The sequence below is a fragment of the Erwinia aphidicola genome (assembly GCF_014773485.1).
In the GTDB taxonomy this organism is placed as follows: Bacteria; Pseudomonadota; Gammaproteobacteria; order Enterobacterales; family Enterobacteriaceae; genus Erwinia; species Erwinia aphidicola.
The window spans coordinates 245,554-265,949 of record NZ_JACXBP010000005.1; the positions used below are offsets into that span (position 1 = coordinate 245,554).

At 57.4% G+C, this 20,396-nt stretch carries 24 protein-coding genes; 11 read left to right on the forward strand and 13 right to left on the reverse strand.

The genetic code is table 11. The features are described 5' to 3' along the window. Window positions 1–8: 8 nt before the first annotated feature. The 4 genes from ID864_RS13990 to ID864_RS14005 all read right to left on the reverse strand — a co-directional run bounded on the left by ID864_RS13990 (window position 9) and on the right by ID864_RS14005 (window position 2,697). Window positions 9–911 (reverse strand): homocysteine S-methyltransferase family protein, encoded by a 903-nt coding sequence (locus ID864_RS13990; RefSeq protein ID WP_048916823.1) that lies wholly within the window; start codon window positions 909–911, stop codon window positions 9–11. 137 nt (window positions 912–1,048) lie between these two features. Further along, complete coding sequence (locus tag ID864_RS13995) at window positions 1,049–1,405, reverse strand: hypothetical protein (RefSeq protein ID WP_048916824.1); 357 nt, start codon at window positions 1,403–1,405, stop codon at window positions 1,049–1,051. Window positions 1,406–1,657: 252 nt separating this feature from the next. Continuing rightward, a complete protein-coding gene (locus tag ID864_RS14000) occupies window positions 1,658–2,107 on the reverse strand; it encodes an RcnB family protein (RefSeq protein WP_048916825.1) in 450 nt (149 codons plus the stop codon). A gap of 161 nt (window positions 2,108–2,268) precedes the next feature. After that, window positions 2,269–2,697 (reverse strand): OsmC family protein, encoded by a 429-nt coding sequence (locus ID864_RS14005; RefSeq protein WP_048916826.1) that lies wholly within the window; start codon window positions 2,695–2,697, stop codon window positions 2,269–2,271. 310 nt (window positions 2,698–3,007) lie between these two features. Between ID864_RS14005 and ID864_RS23725 the strand changes: the two genes are divergently transcribed. After that, a complete protein-coding gene (locus tag ID864_RS23725; RefSeq protein WP_191149964.1) occupies window positions 3,008–3,502 on the forward strand; it encodes a DUF4225 domain-containing protein in 495 nt (164 codons plus the stop codon). After that, entirely contained in the window at window positions 3,499–3,636 is a 138-nt protein-coding gene (locus ID864_RS23960) for a DUF4225 domain-containing protein (protein ID WP_191149965.1), read from the forward strand. Before ID864_RS23725 ends, ID864_RS23960 begins: the two co-directional genes overlap by 4 nt. 164 nt (window positions 3,637–3,800) lie before the next feature. Here ID864_RS23960 and ID864_RS14020 read toward each other — a convergent pair whose 3' ends face one another. The 5 genes from ID864_RS14020 to ID864_RS14040 all read right to left on the reverse strand — a co-directional run bounded on the left by ID864_RS14020 (window position 3,801) and on the right by ID864_RS14040 (window position 9,673). After that, on the reverse strand, window positions 3,801–4,112 hold the full coding sequence (locus tag ID864_RS14020) for a hypothetical protein (RefSeq protein ID WP_048916828.1): 312 nt from the start codon (window positions 4,110–4,112) through the stop codon (window positions 3,801–3,803). Between the two features lie 157 nt (window positions 4,113–4,269). Then, the gene (locus tag ID864_RS14025; protein ID WP_396018880.1) at window positions 4,270–5,529 is read right to left on the reverse strand and encodes a c-type cytochrome; all 1,260 of its coding nucleotides are present in this window, start codon (window positions 5,527–5,529) and stop codon (window positions 4,270–4,272) included. Between the two features lie 4 nt (window positions 5,530–5,533). Further along, the gene (locus ID864_RS14030; protein ID WP_048916830.1) at window positions 5,534–7,303 is read right to left on the reverse strand and encodes a GMC family oxidoreductase; all 1,770 of its coding nucleotides are present in this window, start codon (window positions 7,301–7,303) and stop codon (window positions 5,534–5,536) included. Between the two features lie 170 nt (window positions 7,304–7,473). Continuing rightward, a complete protein-coding gene (locus tag ID864_RS14035) occupies window positions 7,474–8,199 on the reverse strand; it encodes a gluconate 2-dehydrogenase subunit 3 family protein (RefSeq protein ID WP_048916831.1) in 726 nt (241 codons plus the stop codon). Window positions 8,200–8,647: 448 nt separating this feature from the next. Continuing rightward, window positions 8,648–9,673, reverse strand: a complete 1,026-nt coding sequence (locus ID864_RS14040; RefSeq protein ID WP_062818356.1) for a LacI family DNA-binding transcriptional regulator — start codon at window positions 9,671–9,673, stop codon at window positions 8,648–8,650. Between the two features lie 161 nt (window positions 9,674–9,834). Here ID864_RS14040 and ID864_RS14045 point away from each other — a divergent pair, with 161 nt between their 5' ends. Further along, complete coding sequence (locus ID864_RS14045) at window positions 9,835–9,933, forward strand: YoaK family small membrane protein (RefSeq protein ID WP_137268681.1); 99 nt, start codon at window positions 9,835–9,837, stop codon at window positions 9,931–9,933. On the opposite strand, the gene ID864_RS14050 is transcribed toward ID864_RS14045, so the two are convergent. From ID864_RS14050 to ID864_RS14055, 3 genes are all read right to left on the reverse strand, one after another. Beyond that, entirely contained in the window at window positions 9,934–10,578 is a 645-nt protein-coding gene (locus ID864_RS14050) for an SMI1/KNR4 family protein (protein WP_099754138.1), read from the reverse strand. Window positions 10,579–10,719: 141 nt separating this feature from the next. Further along, window positions 10,720–10,983: a cold shock small protein YmcF gene (gene ymcF / locus ID864_RS24005; protein ID WP_418758172.1), complete on the reverse strand. Its 264-nt coding sequence runs from the start codon at window positions 10,981–10,983 to the stop codon at window positions 10,720–10,722. Continuing rightward, window positions 10,931–11,872, reverse strand: a complete 942-nt coding sequence (locus ID864_RS14055) for a LysR substrate-binding domain-containing protein (protein ID WP_048918062.1) — start codon at window positions 11,870–11,872, stop codon at window positions 10,931–10,933. The genes ymcF and ID864_RS14055 overlap by 53 nt, the downstream gene beginning before the upstream one ends. Window positions 11,873–12,017: 145 nt before the next feature. On the opposite strand from ID864_RS14055, the gene ID864_RS14060 reads away from it, so the two are divergent. The 8 genes from ID864_RS14060 to ID864_RS14095 all read left to right on the forward strand — a co-directional run bounded on the left by ID864_RS14060 (window position 12,018) and on the right by ID864_RS14095 (window position 19,721). Continuing rightward, window positions 12,018–12,635 carry an ankyrin repeat domain-containing protein gene (locus ID864_RS14060; protein WP_048918063.1) on the forward strand — a complete coding sequence of 206 codons (618 nt, stop codon included), beginning with the start codon at window positions 12,018–12,020 and terminating at the stop codon, window positions 12,633–12,635. Next, window positions 12,628–14,019 (forward strand): amidohydrolase family protein, encoded by a 1,392-nt coding sequence (locus ID864_RS14065; RefSeq protein WP_224750505.1) that lies wholly within the window; start codon window positions 12,628–12,630, stop codon window positions 14,017–14,019. Before ID864_RS14060 ends, ID864_RS14065 begins: the two co-directional genes overlap by 8 nt. Window positions 14,020–14,106: 87 nt before the next feature. Beyond that, window positions 14,107–14,466, forward strand: coding sequence for a hypothetical protein (locus ID864_RS14070; protein WP_048918065.1), 360 nt, complete (start codon window positions 14,107–14,109; stop codon window positions 14,464–14,466). A gap of 46 nt (window positions 14,467–14,512) precedes the next feature. Continuing rightward, a complete protein-coding gene (locus ID864_RS14075) occupies window positions 14,513–16,396 on the forward strand; it encodes a protein-disulfide reductase DsbD family protein (protein WP_191149967.1) in 1,884 nt (627 codons plus the stop codon). Continuing rightward, the gene (locus ID864_RS14080; RefSeq protein WP_048918067.1) at window positions 16,393–17,112 is read left to right on the forward strand and encodes a DsbA family protein; all 720 of its coding nucleotides are present in this window, start codon (window positions 16,393–16,395) and stop codon (window positions 17,110–17,112) included. The genes ID864_RS14075 and ID864_RS14080 overlap by 4 nt, the downstream gene beginning before the upstream one ends. Then, window positions 17,109–17,612: a protein disulfide oxidoreductase gene (locus ID864_RS14085; RefSeq protein WP_048918068.1), complete on the forward strand. Its 504-nt coding sequence runs from the start codon at window positions 17,109–17,111 to the stop codon at window positions 17,610–17,612. The genes ID864_RS14080 and ID864_RS14085 overlap by 4 nt, the downstream gene beginning before the upstream one ends. A 52-nt stretch (window positions 17,613–17,664) precedes the next feature. Then, a complete protein-coding gene (locus tag ID864_RS14090; RefSeq protein ID WP_048918069.1) occupies window positions 17,665–18,333 on the forward strand; it encodes an SDR family oxidoreductase in 669 nt (222 codons plus the stop codon). A 347-nt stretch (window positions 18,334–18,680) separates the two neighbouring features. After that, on the forward strand, window positions 18,681–19,721 hold the full coding sequence (locus ID864_RS14095) for a sensor domain-containing diguanylate cyclase (protein WP_048918070.1): 1,041 nt from the start codon (window positions 18,681–18,683) through the stop codon (window positions 19,719–19,721). A gap of 252 nt (window positions 19,722–19,973) precedes the next feature. Here the strand turns inward: ID864_RS14095 and ID864_RS14100 are convergent, their stop codons facing one another. Beyond that, complete coding sequence (locus tag ID864_RS14100; protein ID WP_191149968.1) at window positions 19,974–20,396, reverse strand: DUF4186 domain-containing protein; 423 nt, start codon at window positions 20,394–20,396, stop codon at window positions 19,974–19,976.

The window sequence follows — 20,396 nt, forward strand, 5'->3', positions numbered from 1 at the left end:
TAAGGCGTTTACTTCAGCGCGGCGGCCAGCCGCGCAATATGCTGCGGCCCGATACCGCAGCAGCCGCCGACCAGCGTGGCCCCGGCAGCAACCCACTCCTGCGCCCAGCGCAGATACCCTTCCGGATGCGTGTCTTTACGCAGGCCGCTCAGCCCTTCGTTGGCCCCGCCGCCGTTGCTGCCGTGCTCGAATGCGTTGGCATAAACGCCAATCCCGGCAGCCGACCCGAGACGCTGCAGCGTGGCCTGCGCCTGCTGAACCGCAGAGAGCATCACTTCAGGATGGCTACAGTTGAACAGAATATTTTCTGCCCCCAGCTCAAGCGCTTTCTCCACAGCGGCCGTCACGCTCTCGCCCGAGCGCAGCGTGCTGGCAGCTTTCGGCTGGTCCGGGTCATCGTGCAGGCTGAACGACAGCCACAGCGGCTGCGGCTGATTGGCAACCGCCTGATGGATCGCCACGGCTTCAGCAATGGAGCTGATGGTTTCACCCAGCCAGACGTCAACGTAAGGTGCCTGAGCAGCCACCAGCACCCGGTGGATTGCGATGGCCTGCTCAGCGACAAACAGATCGGGGCGATAGGAACCGGCGGCGGGCGGCAAGCTGCCCGCGACTCTTACCGGATGTGCGGCAGCATCGGCTGCCTGGCGCGCCAGCTGACCGGCCAGCGCAGCAAGGCGCTCACCGTCTGCGGCAAAACGCGCTGCGCCGATATGGAAGGGAACCACGGCATAGCTGTTGGTGGTCAGGGTACCTGCGCCAGCCTCGACAAAGCTGTCGTGGACCGCACGCACCTGTTTAGGTGCCTCATACAGCGCCAGTGCCGACCACTCCGGCTGGCGGAAGGGCGCCCCCACCCTCGCCAGCTCACGCCCCATCCCACCGTCCAGAATCTCGATATGCTGCGTCATTGGCCTGTTCCCATTGAGAAATTTCTAATGGTGGCCATGCTACCGAAATTGATGGCTACATGTCCAGACGTCTATATGGGAAAGTTCGGGATAGTTTACTCACCCAGGGTTTAAAGAGGGTAAAGCGCCCGCAGGCGCTAGAAGATCAGTTTGGCAATGGCAAGACCAAAGCCTAAGACCGCGAACTGTGAAGTGACGATCCAGCGGGTTTGCGCAGCCAGGCACTGATGCAGTTCGACACGTAAACCGTTCACATCGCTTTGGGTGGCATAATTCGATTTGATAATCCCGACATCAATTTTCAGGGTGCTGACGTCCTCCTTTAATTCCTTAACATCACTCTTAAGCACGCCGACGTCATCTTTCAACCTGTCGACATCGACTTTCAAGATGCCAACATCCTTTTGCAGAACGCCCACATCTATTTTTAAGATACTGACGTCACCCTGCAAAATACCCACGTGCCCTTCCAGCCTGTCCATGCGATTGTCCATTTTCTCGTCCTTTGTATGTGCGCGTCTGATTAAACCTTGCTCAAACCGGAGACGATCTTATAACCGTTTCTTAGCCTGCAGCAAGTGCTGAGGGCACGGTTTTTTGCGGCGCAGGCCGAAAAATCACCCTGTAATGCAGTGCAACTAAGGAAAATAAAGTACTGATAAGTTAACGAGTTAGGTGTTCAGGTAAGAGGATTTTCTGCGCGGAGACGAAGATGCCGGTGGCGAGTGCCACCGGCAGAGAAGCGGTTAATGGTTGCCGACAATATTGCCGAGAATGATCGAAGTGATTATCCCGGTGGCCGCAGCAATCAGCACATAATTGCCGTCAACATAGGCCCAGTGCTCACCGCGCGGTGGCTCATCCAGGCCGCGATCGCGCCAGTCGTCAACCCGATAATCGTCGCCACGGAAGCGGTCCGGTGCCGGGTGGCCGCGACGGAAGTCATGGCCCTGCCACGCAAAATGGTCACGCTCGCCTGGACCACCGCGACCGCGATGGTCGTCGCCGCGCTCATTGTGCCCACGATCGTCATGGCGATCGTCGTGACGCTCATCGCCACCGTGATTATCGTGACCGCCCTGCTGATGCCACTCGCGGTCCGGGCCATTACCCGGACCGTCTGCGTAAGAGAGGGTGGTGAAAAGGCTGCTTGCTGTGAAAACGCTAATAATCAGTGCCAGTGTTGTTTTTTTCATGGGTGTATCCTCGATTTGCTCACGGCCTGCTGACTGCCGTGGCTTAAATATCGGGGATAACGCAACACTTCCCTATCTCACGAACTCCTAAAACCGAATGATTAGCGTCTTATTTTCACCTTCTTAACGCAATCCTTACTTAACCGTATGACAAGCCGCCGTTAATTCAGCTGGTAGTCAAGGGTGATCTCAGCGTTAAGCACCTGCGAGACCGGGCAGCCCGCTTTGGCCTTCTGGATGATGCTGTCGAACTTATCTTTATCAATGCCCGGCAGTACTACCTTGCTCTGCAGCTCAATTTTAGTGATGGCGAACCCATCCCCTTTTTTATCCAGTGACACATCGGCAACGGTATCGATGCTTTCAGGGGTGTAGCCTTCGTTGCCCAGCATCAGCGACAGCGCCATGGAGAAGCAGGCGGAGTGTGCCGCGCCAATCAGCTCTTCCGGATTGGTGCCTGGTTTGCCTTCAAAGCGGGTATTGAAACCGTAGGGCTGCTGGCTTAGCGCACCACTTTCGGTAGTGATGGTGCCTTTACCTTTTTTGATGTCGCCTTCCCAGTGTGCCTGTCCTTTCTTATGAATGGTCATTGTTTTCCTCCGGTTGTTTAGTCAGCTACCAGTATAGACACTGTCGGCGACAGCGCAGGTTGTTTACTGAGCAGACGAAAAAAAACCCGCCGGGCGGCGCCTGCCCGTGATGCGTTCGGCGGACCTCCGCTTCTCCGCGAACTTAACAATGAAAATAATAAGCTTCGTCAATGCATAATTGTCATATCGTTGTTTAACGATTAACTTTTTTGCACCCTGTCCATAAACCCTCTCAGGTCTTTTTTTCTGGAGCTGACAGGCTATAGACTGCTTAAGCCCAATCCGGGCGGAGCAGACTTAAGGACGAGAAATGGATAATTACCTGGATAAAAACCGCTTTATAAGCCTTTACTACGCTAACGCTCAGAAAGATGCTGTCATCCTGAGGAAAACCGCTGACCACGCAGGCTTTAGGTATTTAAGAAGTCCTGTAGTCCGCGACGGCTTCATGAAGAACATTGATACATTCATACAATCTCAACTGAATGGCATCAGTAAAAGCAAAAATGAGAGTGAGTGCAGAGAATGCATATTCAACCTCAGAAAGCAAAAAGAGCATATCGATAACCAGACATTTAGCCTTATGAACGGACGAGCTAAAATAATAGCATCAGGTCAGGTTGTTAAAGAGCTGGACACCTGGGGTTATATTATTAATGGCGTTGGGGTGGTTATTGGTGGAATTCAGTTTGTAGCTGGAGTGGGAATAGCAATTTCATCTGCCTTAACAGGAAACATTATAGGTGTGGGAGCAGGGGCCTTTTTGGTAGTACATGGGTTGAACTCTTTGCAAGAAGGGGGGTGAATTTATGGAAAGGTAAGGATGATACAGTCGGATTCATGAGAGAAAGATACATTGAAACGGCAATATTTCTTGGATTCGATAAACGAACAGGAAGCATTGCGTATAGTTCCGTAGATCTCTTACTATCCGGCTAGGGATTAGGTCGTTTAGTGTTAAAGCCAGACGAATTTTGCTTATTTAGGCATATCCCTACTGATTTTGTCAGGGGTTATAAAGTTGCCAGCGCCCCCTCATTAACGATAGAGGCCACAGGCGACACCCTTTCAATTTATAACGCGGTCACAGCCAAAAAACAACCCTACCCCTTATATTTAAAGTATATCTTCGCCCCTAATTTCATAGGGGCCATAACAAAAACAACAATGACTCCAAAAATGCAGCCAGACAGCATAATATAAAACCCCACATCATTACCCAATCTAAAAAACTCACTCACTGATAACAAAGCCAACATTATCAACATCATTATCGCAACAACAAAAACGCGTTTTATTCTCTTAATCACTTCACTGTGTGTGACACCATCTCTTTCCGACCAAAACTTGATAGAAGCAATTTCCTTAGACGTAAAGCCATATTTAATCAGCTTCTGTTCAGTATCATCAATCATCTTCATCCCTTAATTTTAACGTCATCCTATTGATAATAACTTTTTTACTTATCGTAATGTGCCGATTTTCAATATTATCGCGTTATTAGATTAAAAAACAGATTCGGGGTGATGTAGAGCAATAAAAAACCCGCCGGGCGGCGGGTTTGACAGGGGACTATTTTTTCAGGTTTGCCCTGACCTCTTGCACCTGGTCGGCGCTCACCGCAGCGGCTTTATTACTCCAGCCTTGGCGGATAAAGGTCGCCAGCTGCGCCACCTCGTCGTCGCTCAGGCGGTTGGCAAAGCCCGGCATCGCCAGCGTCGACGGTGCTTTAGCGGTGGAGGGCTGCTGCGCACCGGCCAGAATGGTATGGATAAGCCCGGTCGGATCGCCGGCATTAACAATCGTCGCCTGGTCCAGCTGCGGGAAGATGCGCGGCGCGCCCTTACCGGTAACGAAGTGGCAGGCACCACAGTTATCGAGGTACAGGCGCTCGCCGGTGGTCAGATTTTTCGCCGCCGTCAGTTTAGCTTCGGTCGGGCTCACGCTGTGGGTTGCCGCCGCCGGAGCAGGCGGGTTGCCGCCGATAAACTTCAGGTAGGCAGTGATTGCCTTGAGGTCCGCTTCCGTCATCCACGAGGTACTGTGCTCGATAACCGAGGTCATCTCCCCCCCCACCGCCGCTTTATCGTTACGCCCGGTCGCCAGGTAATCCACGGTTTCCTGCCCGGTCCAGCTCGGCAGGCCGCGCAGCGAGGGGACTTCCCAGCCGTTTAGTGACCCGCCGGAGAGGAACTTGCTGTCGCTGCTGTCGAGGGCTTTCTCGTTCATACCTATGCCGCGTGGCGTATGGCAGCTGCCGCAGTGGCCGAGGCTCTCCACCAGGTAGGCACCGCGATTGACTTCCGCCGTTGCCCCGCCAATGGGCTGGAACGGTTTATCGCTGGTAAAGGCCCAGTTCCAAAAACGCATGCCCCAGCGCTGGCTGAACGGGAAGCTGAGATCGGTTTCCGGCGGCTGCTCGGTGCTCGGCTTCACGCCCTGCATAAAGTAAGCGTAGAGCGCGTGCATATCGGCATCGCTGATTTTGGCGTAATCCGGATACGGCATCGCCGGGTAGAGGCGCGTGCCGTCAGGCAGCACGCCTTTGCGCACCGCGTCCGAGAACTGCTGCTCGCTGTACTTGCCAATGCCGTGCTGTTTATCCGGCGTGATATTGGTCGAGTAAATGGTGCCGAGATTAGACTCGATCGCCAGCCCGCCGGAGAATGCCGGTTTGCCCGGAAGAGTGTGGCACGCGCCGCAGTCGCCAAGGCGGGAAATGTACTCCCCCTGCTTTACCAGGCTGTCATCGGCCTGAGCCGAAGCCGCAAAAGTCGCCGCCAGCAGCACGGCATTGGCAAGCAGTAAACGTTTGAAGTTCATCATCGTCATCTCCTTATGCCTGAACCATCGGGCCGGGGTTTTTCAGGTAAATATCTTTAATCGCCTGGGCCGCCATCAGGGTGATAGCACCGATGGTGTCAGTCGGGTTCGCCTGGAAGTTCTGCGGGAAGGCGTTACCGCCCGGCACAAAGACGTTATGCACATCCCAGCTCTGCAGATACTTGTTCAGCGCGGAGGTCTGCGGGTTGTCGCCCATCACCGCGCCGCCGACGTTGTGCGTCGAGACGTATTTGGTCAGGTCGAAGTGCGCGTCCATTGGCAGGAAGCTTTCGCTGAAGCTGTCCGGGTTCAGCTCTTTAGTGATGTTGCTGACGATACCCTTCAGGTGCTGCTGCAGTTTCAGTTCGTTCTGCTTCCAGTCGAAGGTCATGCGCAGCAGCGGGTAGCCGTAATCATCGGTGTAGTTCGGATCGAGATCGAGATAGATATCGCGATACGACATGCAGGTGGTGGTGATGCTGATCTTCATCGAATGGCCGTACCACTCTTCCATCCCCTCTTTCCAGCCGGCGCCCCAGCTCGGAGTGCCTTTCGGCAGTGCGGTGCTGATGGGCGTACCGGTAGCCTGCGAGCTGTGGATCTTCGCGCCGCCGATAAAACCGAGGCCAGGACCGTCGAAGTTACCCGGAGAGATATCGTTAAACATCTGCCCGGTCGCACCGGCGGTGGCAAACGGGTTGAAGTTCTGATCTTTAAAGAACAGCGTCGCGCCGCCGTTACTGAGGAAAGCGTAGTTGCGCCCGACCACACCGTCTTCAGTGATCGGGTTATACGGCTTGCCGATGCCGGACAGCAGCATCAGGCGCACGTTGCAGAACTGGAAGCTGCTCAGCACCACGATTTTCGCCGGCTGGAAGCATTCGTTGCCGTCTTTATCAATATAGATCACGCCTTTGGCGGTCTTCTTATCGTCGTGCAGCACCACTTTCATCACGTTGGCATGCACTTCATAGGAGAAGTTATCCATGCGCTTCAGCGCGTCCATCACGGCGGTCTGCGGTGAGGCTTTTGAATAGTTAAGGCACGGATACTTACTGCAGTAGCCACAGTAGTTACAGGGGGCGATCTGGTTGCCGTACGGGTTGGTCCAGGCGCGAGATACGCAGGCCGACGGGTTCGGGAACGGATGGTAGCCGAGCTTCTTTGCCGCTTTCACAAACAGGGTGTTGTTCAGCGTGTCTTCCAGCGCCGGTAGCGGCATGGGGTTAGCACGCGGGCCTTCAAAAGGGTCGCCGCCTTCCAGTATCTGGCCGCGCAGGTTGCCGGTAGTGCCGGACTGGCCGCAGATCATCTCAAATTTTTCGTAATAGGGTTCGATCTCTTCCCAACTGAACGGGAAGTCCATAATACGCATATCGTCCTGCAGCACCCCCGGGCCGTAAGCCTGGTCAGCATAGGTTTTCAGCTTCAGGTCGGTTGGCGTTGGGCGGATCAGCACCGCCGTCCAGTGCAGGCCGGAACCCCCGACGCCGTTACCCGGGCAGAATGCGCCCCATTTGCGCGTCGGCAGCGCGGTCTGGCTCATGTTGTAACGTACGGTGACGGCCGCTTCGGCGGTGGTCGCCATCACTTTGTTACGCACCGCGTAGGCGTACTCATCCGCCGGTTTCGGGTAAGCGAACTCTTCATAGCCGCGATCGGCACCGCGCTCCAGCGCCCGCACCTTCAGGCCAGCCATCGCCAGCTCAATGCTCATCAGCGAGCCAGCCCATCCCAGGCCGACGACAACGACGTCGACTTCTTCTTTATTGATTTGAGACATAATTAACCCTATCAACCCTTCATCTATCGCGTTGCAGCCGTGTGGGCTGCCTTTATTCACCCTGTTCACTGACTTCTGTAAGCTTCAGGGGGTTGGTTAAGTTGCCGCCTTGCCGCAACGCGAAATCTTTTGGCTGTCATTGACAAAAAACGAAAAAAGTAACAGCGGACTCAGGCGCGCTCGCCCTTGATGCTGATCGGGCCGAGTGGATACGGGACGTTATGCTGCTTCACCCATTCCAGATAGCTGGCGCGCGCGCCGGGGAAGCCGATGGCGATCCACGCCTTCATCCCTTTATTACCCCCGTACATCGGATCGGAGAGATAACCGTGCTTGGTATCGGCCAGCAGCCCGCTGAAGAACTGTGACGCCTTCAGGTCCGGCTCACCAAGGTCGGCAAACTTAATATCGTTTTTTTGCAGTTGGGTCAGGACGCTGTCTTTATCCTGCGCAGACAGCTGATGGAAGGGTTTCTGGTGGTTCTGCTGGCACCACTGATTTGCCAGTTTGATGCCGGTTTTGTAGATCTGCTGAGGACGAAACGGGATCTGATACCCCATGGTGGCCGGGGCGTGCGCATCAAACGGCCCTTTCATATAGATTTCATCGCCAGAATCGCCGTGGATCTGCTGATCGATAAAGATCGGGACGTTGGTTTCCAGCGCGCCGGGTGCTTTGCCCTTGCCGCCGGCGGGGATCAGGCTGTCGCAGGCGGCGAGAATAAACTGCCACTCGTCGCTGCTGAAGAAGATCGGCTGGTACTCCGTCAGTTCTGGCGCGGCCATTTCTGCCGCCTGGGCTGCGGTCAGCCCTTTAAACACCATCTCCCCTAACGGTAATGCCAACAGCGACCCGATTAAAAACTTACGGCGGGTGGTTTCTTTTTGAAGAAGCATAGCGTTACGACTCTCACTTGCATGAAAAGTACACCCCCGTAAAGCAGGTGTAATTAAGGTTAAATAACTGTTTTTATCTGTTTACATTGGGGCAATGTTAACCATACAGATATTTCTAAATGTAAAAATAAAATACATTTTGTTTTAAAGTTAACATTAATAATGGCTCTAACATTTCATAACAATGTCACCATTAATTACGGGGATTAAAGCGTGGGACTTAGCGGAAATTTATGCACGCCTGCCGTAAAAACGGGCAAGAAATGCGCGCATTTGATTAACTACCGAGATAATAACCCACAGTAATAAAGTCAAAGAATTCTTCATTCCCCCTGATGTCACTATGCCATTAGCCTGCACCATGGCATGCCAGAGATTTTTCCAGGCGATAAGCACAACAACAGGGAAAACATTGTGGCTGCGGAGAAGTTGCTAAGGCTGCTTCCCCTCAGCCGGAGTCGCGCTCAACCAGCTGAAATCCAAGGTCAACCACCGCATCCTGCGGGCTGCGGCCTTCAATTTTGTCGGCCAGCCGCGTTGCCGCATCCTCACCCATTTTCACCCGGTCGATCGCCACCGTGGTAATGGCGGGCTGGTTAAAGGCAGCAAAGCTGAGGTCGCCAAAGCCAATCACCGCCAGCTGCTGCGGCACGGACAGCCCGCGTGCGCAGGCCTCCATAATGACGCCCTGCGCCAGGGTATCCGAGCTGCAGATAATCGCGTCGAAGCGCTCTCCCTGCGCCAGCAGCTGTTTCAGCCCCTGCCGCCCGGCCGCGAGCGAGGTCGGTACCGGGGCATTAACGCCGCGAATTCGGCTGCCAGCCTGGCCCTGCATTGCATCAACCAGCCCTTTGCGCCGCTGCTGAGCGCGGCGGTCGCCTGCCCACACCAGCCCGAGATTCAGGTAGCCGCGCTGCAGGCAGTATTGACCAATGCAGGTGCCGATTTTTTCGTGCGAAAAACCGACCAGCATATCGAGCGGCGTCGGCGTCATATCCCAGATTTCCACCACCGGTAGCCCGGCGTTGAGGATGGTCTTGCGCAGCTCAGGGCTGTGATGAATGCCGGTCAGCACCATGCCATCAGGACGGCGTGAGAGGATGGTCGCGACGATCTCCGCTTCCCGGTCATACGAATAGCCCGTTACGCACAGCAGCATATGGTAGCCGCGCTGCGCCAGCCGATCGCTGATGGCCTGAACGGTATCAACAAACATGCTGTTGTTGATCTGCGGCACCACCACGGCGATCAGACGGCTGCGCTTTGAAGCCAGCCCACCCGCCAGCATATTGGGAATATAGCCGGTCGCCTGGATCGCCTCCATCACCCTTGCCACCGTCGCCGGGCGCACCACCTGCGGCTTATTAATTGCCCGGCTGACGGTCATCGGTGACAGCCCCGCCACGCGCGCGACATCTTCCAGCGTGGGGGTTTTACTGACGGCGGGTGCGAACGCATCGTTACGGTTTTTCATCGGCTTCCTGTCGGCTAAATGATTGCGCAATCATTTTTTCATAAATTGTCCAGGTGTAACAGGGTTTAACGGCATGTCGGGACAAGGGGGATTATGCTAAACTCGCCGCCGCCGGGGAGCGGGCGCTCCCCAACCGTTAAACAACCGAAAGGTGTAAAGCCGTGAATAAAAGAGCGATTGCCCCCACCCTGATCTTTATTGCCGCGATGGCATTTCTGGTGTGGTTTATTGCTTCCGGCGCCGCAATGCCGGGCAGCTGATTATCCGGCGGGCTGGTCCGCGCCGATCTCTACCTGCTGGCCGTCGGGCATATGGCGAATTTGCAGCGCAAACTGCGCACGGTGGCGCATCGCCTGGATACTGCGTACCGCCTGAAGATTCTCAGGGACAAATTCGCCCCCGGCAACAAACGGCAGCTTTGGCATCAGGCGGCAGCCTGAGGGTAATGCGCCATGCTGTTCCTGCCAGTCCTGCGCCAGCGGGTAGCCGGTCAGCACCGAATACTCTTCAAGGATCAGCGCGCACCAGTGCTCAAGGCTGGCGGCCAGCCAGCTGAATTCACCGGTTTCCGGCTCAAAGCTGCACACCGCATCCCCGCGCAGGCAGAACTGTACGCCGAAAATGTCTTCCGCAAAGAACAGCGCATCGCGCGCCATATCTTCATAGGCATCAATCCACAGCTCCGGCTGGTTCCACTGCTGAATACCCATCTCTTCGCCACTGCTCTGCCACGGAAAGATATGCAGCGCAGAGACAAACCCATAGCAGCCGTTTTTGCTGCTCAGCAGCTGGCGCAACTCATCCACCAGCGCGGGATGAGCGGAAGTGTCGAACTGCATTTCTTCCGGCGCGGGCGCCAGACTGTCGCTGCAGAGTGAGAGGAGTTTTGCCATTGAGGGGGTCATGTTCGGGTCCTGAAACGTGGAATTCGATAAATAGCCGTTAAGGGTAACACTGATTGGGTCAGTGAAAACAGCCTTGGGGTTATCTCAGGACATCGCAGAACAGGACGGGAAAGCGAGGGCGTTAACGGTCAGCGGGAACGATTAGCTAGCGTAGATTTTGTAGCTCACCTGCATCTGCGCTTTGCAGAAGATGCAGTTTGCACCGTGCGGATTTTTTGCGCTGATACTGAACGGGGAAAAACGATACTGACAACCGTGACATGACGGGCACTGATATTTGATATTTTGAATAGGTAACTGCCTTTTTTGATTTACGATTCTTATTGTAAGAAACGCTACCTTAACACGTTCGTTACATAATGTCTGTATTTTTATCCAGGTGTAGTAAATCCTGGTACAGCCCACTTAGCACGCCGCCTGCGGCAAACTGCTCTCTGATCCACTGTGTCACCTGCCCGCTGGCCGCATGCTGCGTCGCCAGCAGCATCGGAGAGTCCTGGCGCGGGTTCTGTACTGCCAGCGTCACCAGCCGCTGACCCGCCTCGCGCACCAGATAATCCGGCAGAAAACCAATCCCCTGCCCCAGCATCTGGCAGTGGTACTTGGTGGCAAAGTCCGGTACAACCAGCGATTGCTGACCGTGCAGTAACCAGCCCACTTTTTTATTCAGCGTTTCAGCGGTGTCCTCCACCATGATGGTGGTCCACTGGCGCAGCTGACTTTCGCCCAGCGGCTGCGCCAGGCGAGCCAGCGGATGATCGGGAGCGATAGCGAACTGCCAGCGCACGCTGCCAATCGCCAGATAATCAATGCCGCCGCCATCCGGCAGCGTATCCGGGGCACCTATCGCCACGTTAACCTGCTGATTGACCAACGCATCCCACACGCCGTTATAGACCGCCGTGGTGATCACCACCTGGCAGCCTGGAAACTGTTTATCCAACAGCTGGAGTAAGCGCGCGGTGTGATGCGGCGTGTACAGCAGCTGGTTGATGCAGATGCGTACGCGCGGCTCAATACCCTGAGCAATGGTGTCCACCCCGCGTTTAATGCGCTGAATGTCGTTGAGCAATTCGCCACACTTGCGCCAGAAATAGTGCCCGGCCTCGGTCAGCTCCACGCTGCGGGTGCTGCGGGTAAATAGCGCCACGCCCAGCCCGGTCTCGATGCGTTTTATCGCATAGCTGACGGCCGAAGTGGTGATGCCAAGCTCCTGCGCGGCTCTGCTGAAGCTACCGCAGCGCACCACGCTGATCAGTACCTGGAGATTTTCTTCATTAAAGATCGAGTTCATTGTCGCCCGCGCCCGCTAGCCAATAATATTGAACAGTATTCAACAATCTCAGCGTAAACGGTGAATTAATTTCAAGCGTATTCTCCTGATTATCAGTCGCTGTTATTGTCGATGAATTGCTCACCTTCGGTTTAAAGGGAATCTTATGTCATCAGCTAGCGATCAGACTACCCGCTTCCTCAGCGCCGCGCAGGCGGGAGAGCTGGCAACGTTACAACAGTGCCTGGCGGCGGGCGTTGACCTGAACAGCGTTAATCGTCAGGGCACCAGCGCCATCACCCTCGCAGCACAACATCAGCACTATGCCTGCGTTGAGTGGCTGATCGAGGCCGGCGCCGACATCAATCAGCAGGACAATACCTGCCTGAATCCGTTTCTGCTTAGCTGCCTCGGCGGCGATCTGACTCTGCTGCGCCTGCTGTTACCCGCCACGCCTGACCTGACGCGCCTGACGCGCTTTGGCGGGGTCGGCCTGACGCCCGCCTGTGAAAAAGGCCATGTGGAGATCGTGCGTGAGCTGCTGACCTCAACCGCGATCAACGTCAACCACACCAACTTTTTAGGCTGGACACCGCTGCTGGAAGCCATCGTGCTTAACGACGGCGGCGCGCGCCAGCAGGAGATCGTGCGGCTGCTGCTGGCGCACGGTGCCAGCCCGCATATGACCGATAAATACGGTAAAACGCCGCTGCAGCTGGCGCGCTCGCTCGGCTTCACGGCCATTGCGACTCTGTTAATGGATGCAGGAGCAGACGATGAATAATACCGACCCTAACCGCCGCGAATTTCTCAGCCACGGCGGAAAAATGCTTGCCGCCTGCGCGATGATCGGCGCGGGCAGCGCCCCCGCCTTTGCAGCGGGCAATTCCGCCCGCTGCGCCCAACCGGAGAGCAGGATGACCACCATTAACAGCAACCACTATTATCTGGATAACGTGCTGCTGGAGACCGGCTTCCGCTATCAGGATGAGGTGGTGGTTGCCACCGAAACGGCGCTGCATAGCCTTGAGATCAATAACGGCAAGATCGTTGCCATCGCGGCTAATCACTCGTTTGCCGATGCCAGCCTGCCGCGCTTTAACGCCGGGGGGAAACTGCTGCTGCCCGCCATGCGCGACATGCACATTCACCTCGACAAGACCTTTTACGGCGGCCCGTGGCGCGTTCAGTCGCGCCCGGAAGGCACCACCATTAAAGATATGATCGCCCTTGAGCATCGCCTGCTGCCGGAGCTGCAACCCTATACTCAGGAGCGCGCGGGCAAGCTGATTGACCTGCTGCAGTCGAAAGGCTCTACCGTGGCACGCAGCCACTGCAATATCGAGCCGGTCTCCGGGCTGAAGAATCTGGAGAATCTGCAGGCGGTGCTGGAACGCCGCAAGTCGGGCTTTAGCTGCGAGATCGTCGCGTTTCCGCAGCACGGCCTGCTGCTGTCAAAAAGTGAACCTCTGATGCGCGAAGCGATGCAGGCCGGGGCGCACTACGTCGGCGGGCTGGACCCGACCAACGTCGACGGCGATATGCAGCGCTCGCTGAATACGATGTTCCAGATCGCGCTCGACTACGACAAAGGTGTGGATATCCACCTGCACGAAACCAGCCCGGCGGGCGTGGCCGCCATCGACTACATGTTGACCACCGTCGAGAAAACCCCGCAGCTGAAGGGGAAACTGACCATCAGCCACGCGTTCGCCCTCGCCACGCTGACCCCGCAGCAGGTAGCGGAAACCGCAGCGCGCATGGCCGCGCAGCAGGTCACCATCGCCTCCACCGTGCCGATTGGTACACTGCATATGCCGCTGAAGCAGCTGCAGGAGAGCGGCGTATTTGTCATGACCGGGACCGACAGCGTGATTGATCACTGGTCCCCGTTTGGCCTTGGCGACATGCTGGAAAAAGCCAATCTGTATGCCCAGCTGTACACTCGCCCCGGCGAGTTTGCGCTGTCGCGCTCGCTGGCGATTGCTACCGGAAACCGCCTGCCGCTGGATGACATAGGCCAGCGCGCCTGGCCGCAGGTGCAGGATGAAGCCAGCTTCGTGCTGGTTGACGCCTCCTGCTCCGCGGAAGCGGTGGCGCGCATCTCTCCTCGCACCGCCACCTTCCATCAGGGGCGCATGGTGTGGGGCGCGGTCAGCGCCGCATAACCGACGGGTGACAAAAGTTTACAAGAGTGACTATTGCCAAACGGTGTACTGCCGTTAAGATAGTCGCTCTTTCTACTTGGGCAGATTATGCAAAAACGTCAGCGCATCGCGACAGGATTTCTCTTCCTGACATGCCTGGTCATACTGGTTTGTATGGCTCAGCGCGTGGCGAACCTGCACGCCCTGCAAATTTTGCCGCAGACGGTCAGCGCCCAGGGTGCCGACAGCTCCCGCAGCGCAAAAGAGAGCCCGGTAACCCCGTGTGAACTGAGTGCGAAAGCGCTGTGCGCCACCCCACTCCTGTTCGACAGTGCCTTACCGCTGCTCGGTCTGCTGCTGATAGTGCTGGCCCTGCTGCGCCCGCGCCCGCTGTTTTACCCTCCGGCACATGAGTTCCGTGCCCCGCTGCTGCGAATACACCTCCTGCACTGCAACTTCCGCGAATGATCGACCGCTCACCCCGGTTCTGAAACATCATTCACGGAGAAAAACTATGTTTACCCTATTCAGGAGCGCTGTGCTCCTGCTGCTGTGCTGGCTGCCTGTCGTTCAGGCGGCCGATATCAGCCTGCAAAACCCGCAAAACACCCATGCTGAAGTGCGCCTGCGCGCTGACTCCAGCGGCAAAGAAGGCACGCGCCTGCTGCTGGATGTGCAGCTGCAAAACGGCTGGAAAACCTACTGGCGCTCGCCGGGTGAAGGTGGCATTGCGCCGCAGATCCGCTGGCAGGATCCGGCGCTAAAAGCCCGCTGGTTCTGGCCAACGCCGCAGCGCTTTGAGGTAGCCGGTATCAGCACTCAGGGCTATCACCAACACGTCAGCCTGCCGATCGTCATTGACGGCAAGGCCCCACGCACGCTGGCCGGTACGCTGACGCTGTCAACCTGTAGCAACGTCTGCATTCTGACCGATTACCCGTTCAGCCTCGACCTGAGCGAGTCCAACGCACAGAGCTTTAACTTCGATTTCGCCAACGCGATGGGCAAAGTGCCGATTGCCAGCGGCCTGAGCGAGACGCTAAGCGCCGGATATCAGCCGGGGGAACTGCAGATTGTCGCCGAACGCGCCGCCGGCTGGCAGCAGCCTGAGCTGTTCTTCGATACCCTAAGCGGCGCCAGCATCGGCAAGCCGGTGGTGAAAATTGACGGCTCGCGCCTGGAGGCGCGCGTGACGGTCAGCGATGAATGGGGCGACAGCGCGCCCGATCTGCGCGGAAAAATCCTCTCGCTGGTGATTGCCGATAGCGGTCTGGCACAGCAGAGCAGCGTCACCCTCGGCAGCGCACAGCCGCTCAGCAGCGACTCATCGCTGCCGCTGTGGCAGATGCTGCTGATGGCGCTGGCGGGCGGTTTTATCCTTAATCTGATGCCGTGCGTACTGCCAGTGCTGGGCATGAAGCTCGGCAGCATTATCAGCGTGGAGCAGCGCGACCGCCGCAGCGTGCGCCTGCAGTTTATCGCCTCCAGCGCCGGGATTATCACCTCGTTTATGGCGCTGGCGCTGCTGATGACGGTGCTGCGCCTTGGTAATCATGCGCTGGGCTGGGGCATTCAGTTCCAGAACCCGTGGTTTATTGGCGTGATGGCGCTGGTGACGCTGCTGTTCAGCGCCAACCTGTTTGGCCTGTTCCACCTGCGGCTGCCTTCCGCGCTGAACACGCGGCTGGCAACCAGCGGCGGACACGGGCTGGGCGGCCACTTCTGTCAGGGGGCCTTTGCCACCCTGCTGGCCACGCCGTGCTCCGCGCCCTTCCTCGGCACCGCCGTGGCCTTTGCGCTGGCGGCCTCCCTGCCGCTGCTGTGGGTAATGTTTATTGCACTCGGCATTGGCATGAGCCTGCCGTGGCTGCTGATCGCTGCCTGGCCCGCGCTGGCGTTGAAGCTACCGCGACCCGGCCGCTGGATGAACGCCGTACGCATCGCGCTGGGCCTGCTTATGCTGGCTTCCTGCCTGTGGCTGCTCAGCCTGCTGGCCAGCCGCGTCGGGCTGGTCAACAACAGCCTGAAATTGCCGGATGAGATCCACTGGCAGCCGCTGAGCGAGCAGGCTATTCAGCAGGCGCTGCACGATAAAAAACGCGTATTTATCGACGTGACCGCCGACTGGTGCGTGACCTGCAAAGCAAACAAAATCAACGTGATGCTGCGCGATGACGTGCAGCAAGCGTTACAGGCTGATGATGTTGTTGCCCTGCGCGGCGACTGGAGCCAGCCTTCTGCCGCCATCACCGACTTTTTAAAGCAGCGCGGCAGCGTGGCTATCCCCTTCAATCAAATCTACGGGCCAGGCCTGCCGCAGGGTGAAGTCCTCTCCCCCCTGCTTGACCGTGCCACCCTGTTAAAAACCCTGGCCGAAGCCAAAGGAACTGAACAATGAAAAAACTGACTCTCGCACTGCTGTTTGTCGCCACGCCACTCTGGGCCGCGGCCCCGTTTACCCCGGAGCAGGAAGTGCGCATTAAAGAACTGATCAAAGAGACGCTGGTGCAGAATCCGCAGATCCTCGCGGAAGCGGCGGATGCTTATGACAAGCAGGCGCAAAAACAGCAGGCTGACGTGGTAGGCCAGGTGATTGAGCAGAACAAAGATGCGCTGTTCAACGATGCCGGTTCACCGCGCATCGGGGCGAAAACGGCGAAGTTGACCCTGGTGTCATTCACCGACTACAACTGCCCGTACTGTAAGCAGTTCGATCCGCTGCTGGAGAAACTCGTTAAGCAGTACCCGGACGTGGCGGTGGTGATTAAGCCGCTGCCTTATCGCTCGGAAAGCTCGCTGACCTCGGCGCGCGCCGTGCTGACCACCTGGCAGCAGCACCCGGACCAGTGGCTGGCGCTGCACCAGCGTATGATGGCGAAGAAGGGCTACCACGATGACGCCAGCATTCTCAGCGCCGAGCAGAAGAGCGGCGTCACGCTGAAAGAGCCGAACAAGCAGAGCCTCGATACCATCAACAACAATCTGAAGCTGGCGCAGCATCTCGGTATTGAAGGCACCCCTGCGACGCTGATTGGCACCACGCTGCTGCCGGGCGCGGTGAGCTATGAGCAGCTGGAAGCGATGGTCAAGCAGCAGCTGGCCGCGGTTAAATGACGCGGCTGAAACGCTGGGGGCGCGAGCTACTGCTGTTTGTCGTCCTGCTGGCCGGCGTGCTGTGGGCGATGGATCTGTGGCGTGCGCCCCACGCTCCCCTCGCCTTCGCCGACCAGCCGTTGCAGACCCTTGATGGCCGCGACGTCACGCTGGCCGCGCTGAGTGCAGAGCGCCCGCTGCTGGTCTATTTCTGGGCCAGCTGGTGCGGCGTATGCCGCTTCGTCACCCCGCAGGTGGCGGAATTAGCCAGCAGCGGCCAGAATGTGATCTCGGTGGCGCTGCGTTCCGGCGAAGATGAAAAAGTGCAGCGCTATTTGCAGGCAAAGCGCTATCCGCTGGCCACCATCAATGACCCGCAGGGTAGCCTGTCGGGCAGCTGGCAGATTGGCGTGACGCCAACGCTGGTGGTGATCGACAAAGGCGCTATCGTCAGTACCACTACCGGCTGGACCAGCAGTTGGGGCATCAAGTTACGACTGTGGTGGGCCGGACGCCGTTAACAACAGGGGCGGGACGCCGCCCCTGAACATTCACAACAAGGCAGGTAAGGCAATGACAACCCCTCAGGCTCTGATTATTGGTGCTTCACGCGGTATTGGCCTTGGGCTGGCGAACACGCTGGCCGAGCGTGGCTGGCAGGTCACCGCCACCGCGCGCGGCGACGCGCCGCAGGCACAAGCCTCTATCCGCTGGCTGACGCTGGATATCAATCTGGCGCCGCAGCGTGAGGCGCTGGCCACCCAGCTGGCCGACAGCCAGTTTGACGTCATCTTTATCAATGCCGGCATTTACGGGCCGGATCACCAGCAGCTGGCGCGCACCAGCGACGACCAGCTGATGGCGCTGTTTATGACGAATACCTTCTCCCCGGTGCGCTGCGCCGAGCTGCTGCTGCCGCGGGTGAAGCCCGGCGGAATTATGGCGCTGATGACCTCACAGCTCGCCAGCCTGAACGAAAACCCGGACGCCACTTACCCGCTCTACTCCGCCAGTAAAGGTGCGTTGAATATGCTGGTGCGCGGGCTGCTGCCGCAGGCTGATAAAGCGCAGCAGACCCTGCTGTGCGTGCATCCCGGCTGGGTGCAGACTGATATGGGCGGAGCCAGTGCGCCACTGACGGTGGCACAAAGCGCCGGGGGCATTGCCGATCGGCTGATCGCCTGGCGCGGCAAAGGCGGCCATCACTTTATTGACTACGCGGGTAAAGAGCTGACGTGGTAGCAGGATTGACAGCAAACCTGGCCGCGACTCAGTCTCTGTCGCGGTCTGGCCTGTGAAGCCCGATCCCCCCCTGGATGCTGAAGGAGTACCCGCGCCAGCCATACTGAACTGAGCAGGCGAAACCTGTCACAACGATTCACTGTCAGCCCTCATCATCCCTCGCCAATTTGCCCTGTTTCCTCAATTTTTTTCGTCCTTGTCCGATGATAAAGTGAAACGCCCGCGACTAAAGTGTCGTTATCACTGCAGGATATCTAAATAAAATTTCCATTATTTTAAGCAGTTATTTTAATCGGGCGCTGCGATTGCCCGCATTCGCTGTACACCAACACCAGGAAATCGGACCTATGCAGGACAACGTAATTGAGCGCATCTCAACGGCGCTGGCTTCAGAAAAAACGCTTGAGGGCTTTGTGCGCCAGCTACTGGAGATGCTGGAGCTGGTGACCGGGATGGAGTCCACCTATCTGACGCATCTCGACCCGGAGGGCATCCGCCAGCATATTCTCTATGCGCGCAACAGCCAGCAGATGCAGATCCCTGAAGGGCTGTCGGTGCCGTGGCAGGACACGCTGTGCAAACGTGCTCTGGATGAGGGCCGCCCCTATACCTGCGATGTACCCGAGGTCTGGGGTGATTCGGCGGCGGCCAAAGAGCTGGGCATCATGACCTACGTCAGCACCCCGGTGATGACCGGCAGCGGCGAACTGTACGGCACGCTATGTGCCACCAGCGCCCAGAGCCGTGAGATGAGCGAGCACGCCACGCAGATCCTCTCGCTGTTTGCCGAGCTGATTGCCCAGTACATCCGTAAAGAGCAGCTGCTGCAGGAGTTGCAGGAGGCTAATGCGGCGCTGACGGCGGTGAGCTATACCGATGAACTGACTCGCCTGCCCAACCGTCGCGCCGTCTTCGAACGCCTGCCCGCGCTGTTCAGCCGCGCGCGCGGCGCTGAGCAGCAGCTGCTGATGGCTTTTATTGACCTCGACGGTTTTAAGCAGATTAATGACCAGTACGGTCATGAAACCGGAGATGAGTTTCTGAAGCTGGTCGGCCAGCGCCTGCTCGGCGGCACTCGCCAGGGCGAGGTATTCGGCCGCCTGGGCGGGGACGAATTTATGGTTGCCGCCCTCCTGCCCGACGCGGCTGCGCCGAACGCGGCGGCAGCTTTCAGGCAGCGCCTGAGCCAGCTGCTGGCCGGGCGCTACGCGATGCCAGCCTGCGCGCTGGATTATCAGGGCGCCAGCGTGGGGGTGATCGCGGTGAATCCGCTGTTCAGCACCCCGGAAAGCGCGGTGCGCGATGCGGATAGCGCGATGTATGAAGAGAAGAAACGCCGTAAGCAGGCATCGGCTGAGGCCGCCAGCCCACTGGCGCGGGTCAGGTAAAAGACTAAAGTTTCCGGAAAAGTGACCGATGGTATTAGCACTCATCCTGAACAGACCGGAAACATCATGTACCTGATTAAGCCTGCAGAGCTAATTCTGCTATCAGTGACCATCGCTTACTGCCTGGCAACCTATATGTGGTTTTAGTCCTCAAGGGATGAGGCGTGAACAAGCTGATTGACTCATGAAAAGTTAGCCGACAAACCTGTCGGCTTTTTTATTGCGCCAGGGCGGGATGCCCCTCACGGCTTTTTACCACAGTTCCAGCTGACCGCCACTGCCGGCACCGGTCTTGTTAACGCGCTTTTCCGGCGGTTGCGGGCGCAGCATTTCGCTTTTCAGCCATCTGATTATCACCGCGTTGACCCACTCCTGCTGCTGCACGCTCATGGGCTGATGCGCCGCAATATTGTGCCATTTGCTGAGACATCCGCGACAGCAGGTGGCGGTGGCGTGCTGGGCAATAAACACCGGATGGCCGCGCATCGGGGTCTGTTTACCGTCATTAACCGGTTCTGCCGGCGCCAGGCGGGCGCGGATAAACGCCTCCGCATGCTGGCCGATCACCTCTTCACCTTTCCCGAGGAAATAGCGATATTCCTCGCTGCCCAGATGAAAACGCTGGCGGAACGGAGATTGTGAGAGTCGCTGAAAGAGATCGTCGAGAGAAGGCAT

What these genes read in the sequence shown, in the direction of transcription:
- ID864_RS13990 (WP_048916823.1), bottom strand. Translation starts at nt 911, where the DNA reads ATGACGCAGCATATCGAGATTCTGGACGGTGGGATGGGGCGTGAGCTG.
- ID864_RS13995 (WP_048916824.1), bottom strand. Translation starts at nt 1,405, where the DNA reads ATGGACAATCGCATGGACAGGCTGGAAGGGCACGTGGGTATTTTGCAG.
- ID864_RS14000 (WP_048916825.1), bottom strand. Translation starts at nt 2,107, where the DNA reads ATGAAAAAAACAACACTGGCACTGATTATTAGCGTTTTCACAGCAAGC.
- ID864_RS14005 (WP_048916826.1), bottom strand. Translation starts at nt 2,697, where the DNA reads ATGACCATTCATAAGAAAGGACAGGCACACTGGGAAGGCGACATCAAA.
- ID864_RS23725 (WP_191149964.1), top strand. Translation starts at nt 3,008, where the DNA reads ATGGATAATTACCTGGATAAAAACCGCTTTATAAGCCTTTACTACGCT.
- ID864_RS14020 (WP_048916828.1), bottom strand. Translation starts at nt 4,112, where the DNA reads ATGATTGATGATACTGAACAGAAGCTGATTAAATATGGCTTTACGTCT.
- ID864_RS14025 (WP_396018880.1), bottom strand. Translation starts at nt 5,529, where the DNA reads ATGACGATGATGAACTTCAAACGTTTACTGCTTGCCAATGCCGTGCTG.
- ID864_RS14030 (WP_048916830.1), bottom strand. Translation starts at nt 7,303, where the DNA reads ATGTCTCAAATCAATAAAGAAGAAGTCGACGTCGTTGTCGTCGGCCTG.
- ID864_RS14035 (WP_048916831.1), bottom strand. Translation starts at nt 8,199, where the DNA reads ATGCTTCTTCAAAAAGAAACCACCCGCCGTAAGTTTTTAATCGGGTCG.
- ID864_RS14040 (WP_062818356.1), bottom strand. Translation starts at nt 9,673, where the DNA reads ATGAAAAACCGTAACGATGCGTTCGCACCCGCCGTCAGTAAAACCCCC.
- ID864_RS14050 (WP_099754138.1), bottom strand. Translation starts at nt 10,578, where the DNA reads ATGACCCCCTCAATGGCAAAACTCCTCTCACTCTGCAGCGACAGTCTG.
- ID864_RS14055 (WP_048918062.1), bottom strand. Translation starts at nt 11,872, where the DNA reads ATGAACTCGATCTTTAATGAAGAAAATCTCCAGGTACTGATCAGCGTG.
- ID864_RS14060 (WP_048918063.1), top strand. Translation starts at nt 12,018, where the DNA reads ATGTCATCAGCTAGCGATCAGACTACCCGCTTCCTCAGCGCCGCGCAG.
- ID864_RS14065 (WP_224750505.1), top strand. Translation starts at nt 12,628, where the DNA reads ATGAATAATACCGACCCTAACCGCCGCGAATTTCTCAGCCACGGCGGA.
- ID864_RS14070 (WP_048918065.1), top strand. Translation starts at nt 14,107, where the DNA reads ATGCAAAAACGTCAGCGCATCGCGACAGGATTTCTCTTCCTGACATGC.
- ID864_RS14075 (WP_191149967.1), top strand. Translation starts at nt 14,513, where the DNA reads ATGTTTACCCTATTCAGGAGCGCTGTGCTCCTGCTGCTGTGCTGGCTG.
- ID864_RS14080 (WP_048918067.1), top strand. Translation starts at nt 16,393, where the DNA reads ATGAAAAAACTGACTCTCGCACTGCTGTTTGTCGCCACGCCACTCTGG.
- ID864_RS14085 (WP_048918068.1), top strand. Translation starts at nt 17,109, where the DNA reads ATGACGCGGCTGAAACGCTGGGGGCGCGAGCTACTGCTGTTTGTCGTC.
- ID864_RS14090 (WP_048918069.1), top strand. Translation starts at nt 17,665, where the DNA reads ATGACAACCCCTCAGGCTCTGATTATTGGTGCTTCACGCGGTATTGGC.
- ID864_RS14095 (WP_048918070.1), top strand. Translation starts at nt 18,681, where the DNA reads ATGCAGGACAACGTAATTGAGCGCATCTCAACGGCGCTGGCTTCAGAA.
- ID864_RS14100 (WP_191149968.1), bottom strand. Translation starts at nt 20,396, where the DNA reads ATGCCTTCTCTCGACGATCTCTTTCAGCGACTCTCACAATCTCCGTTC.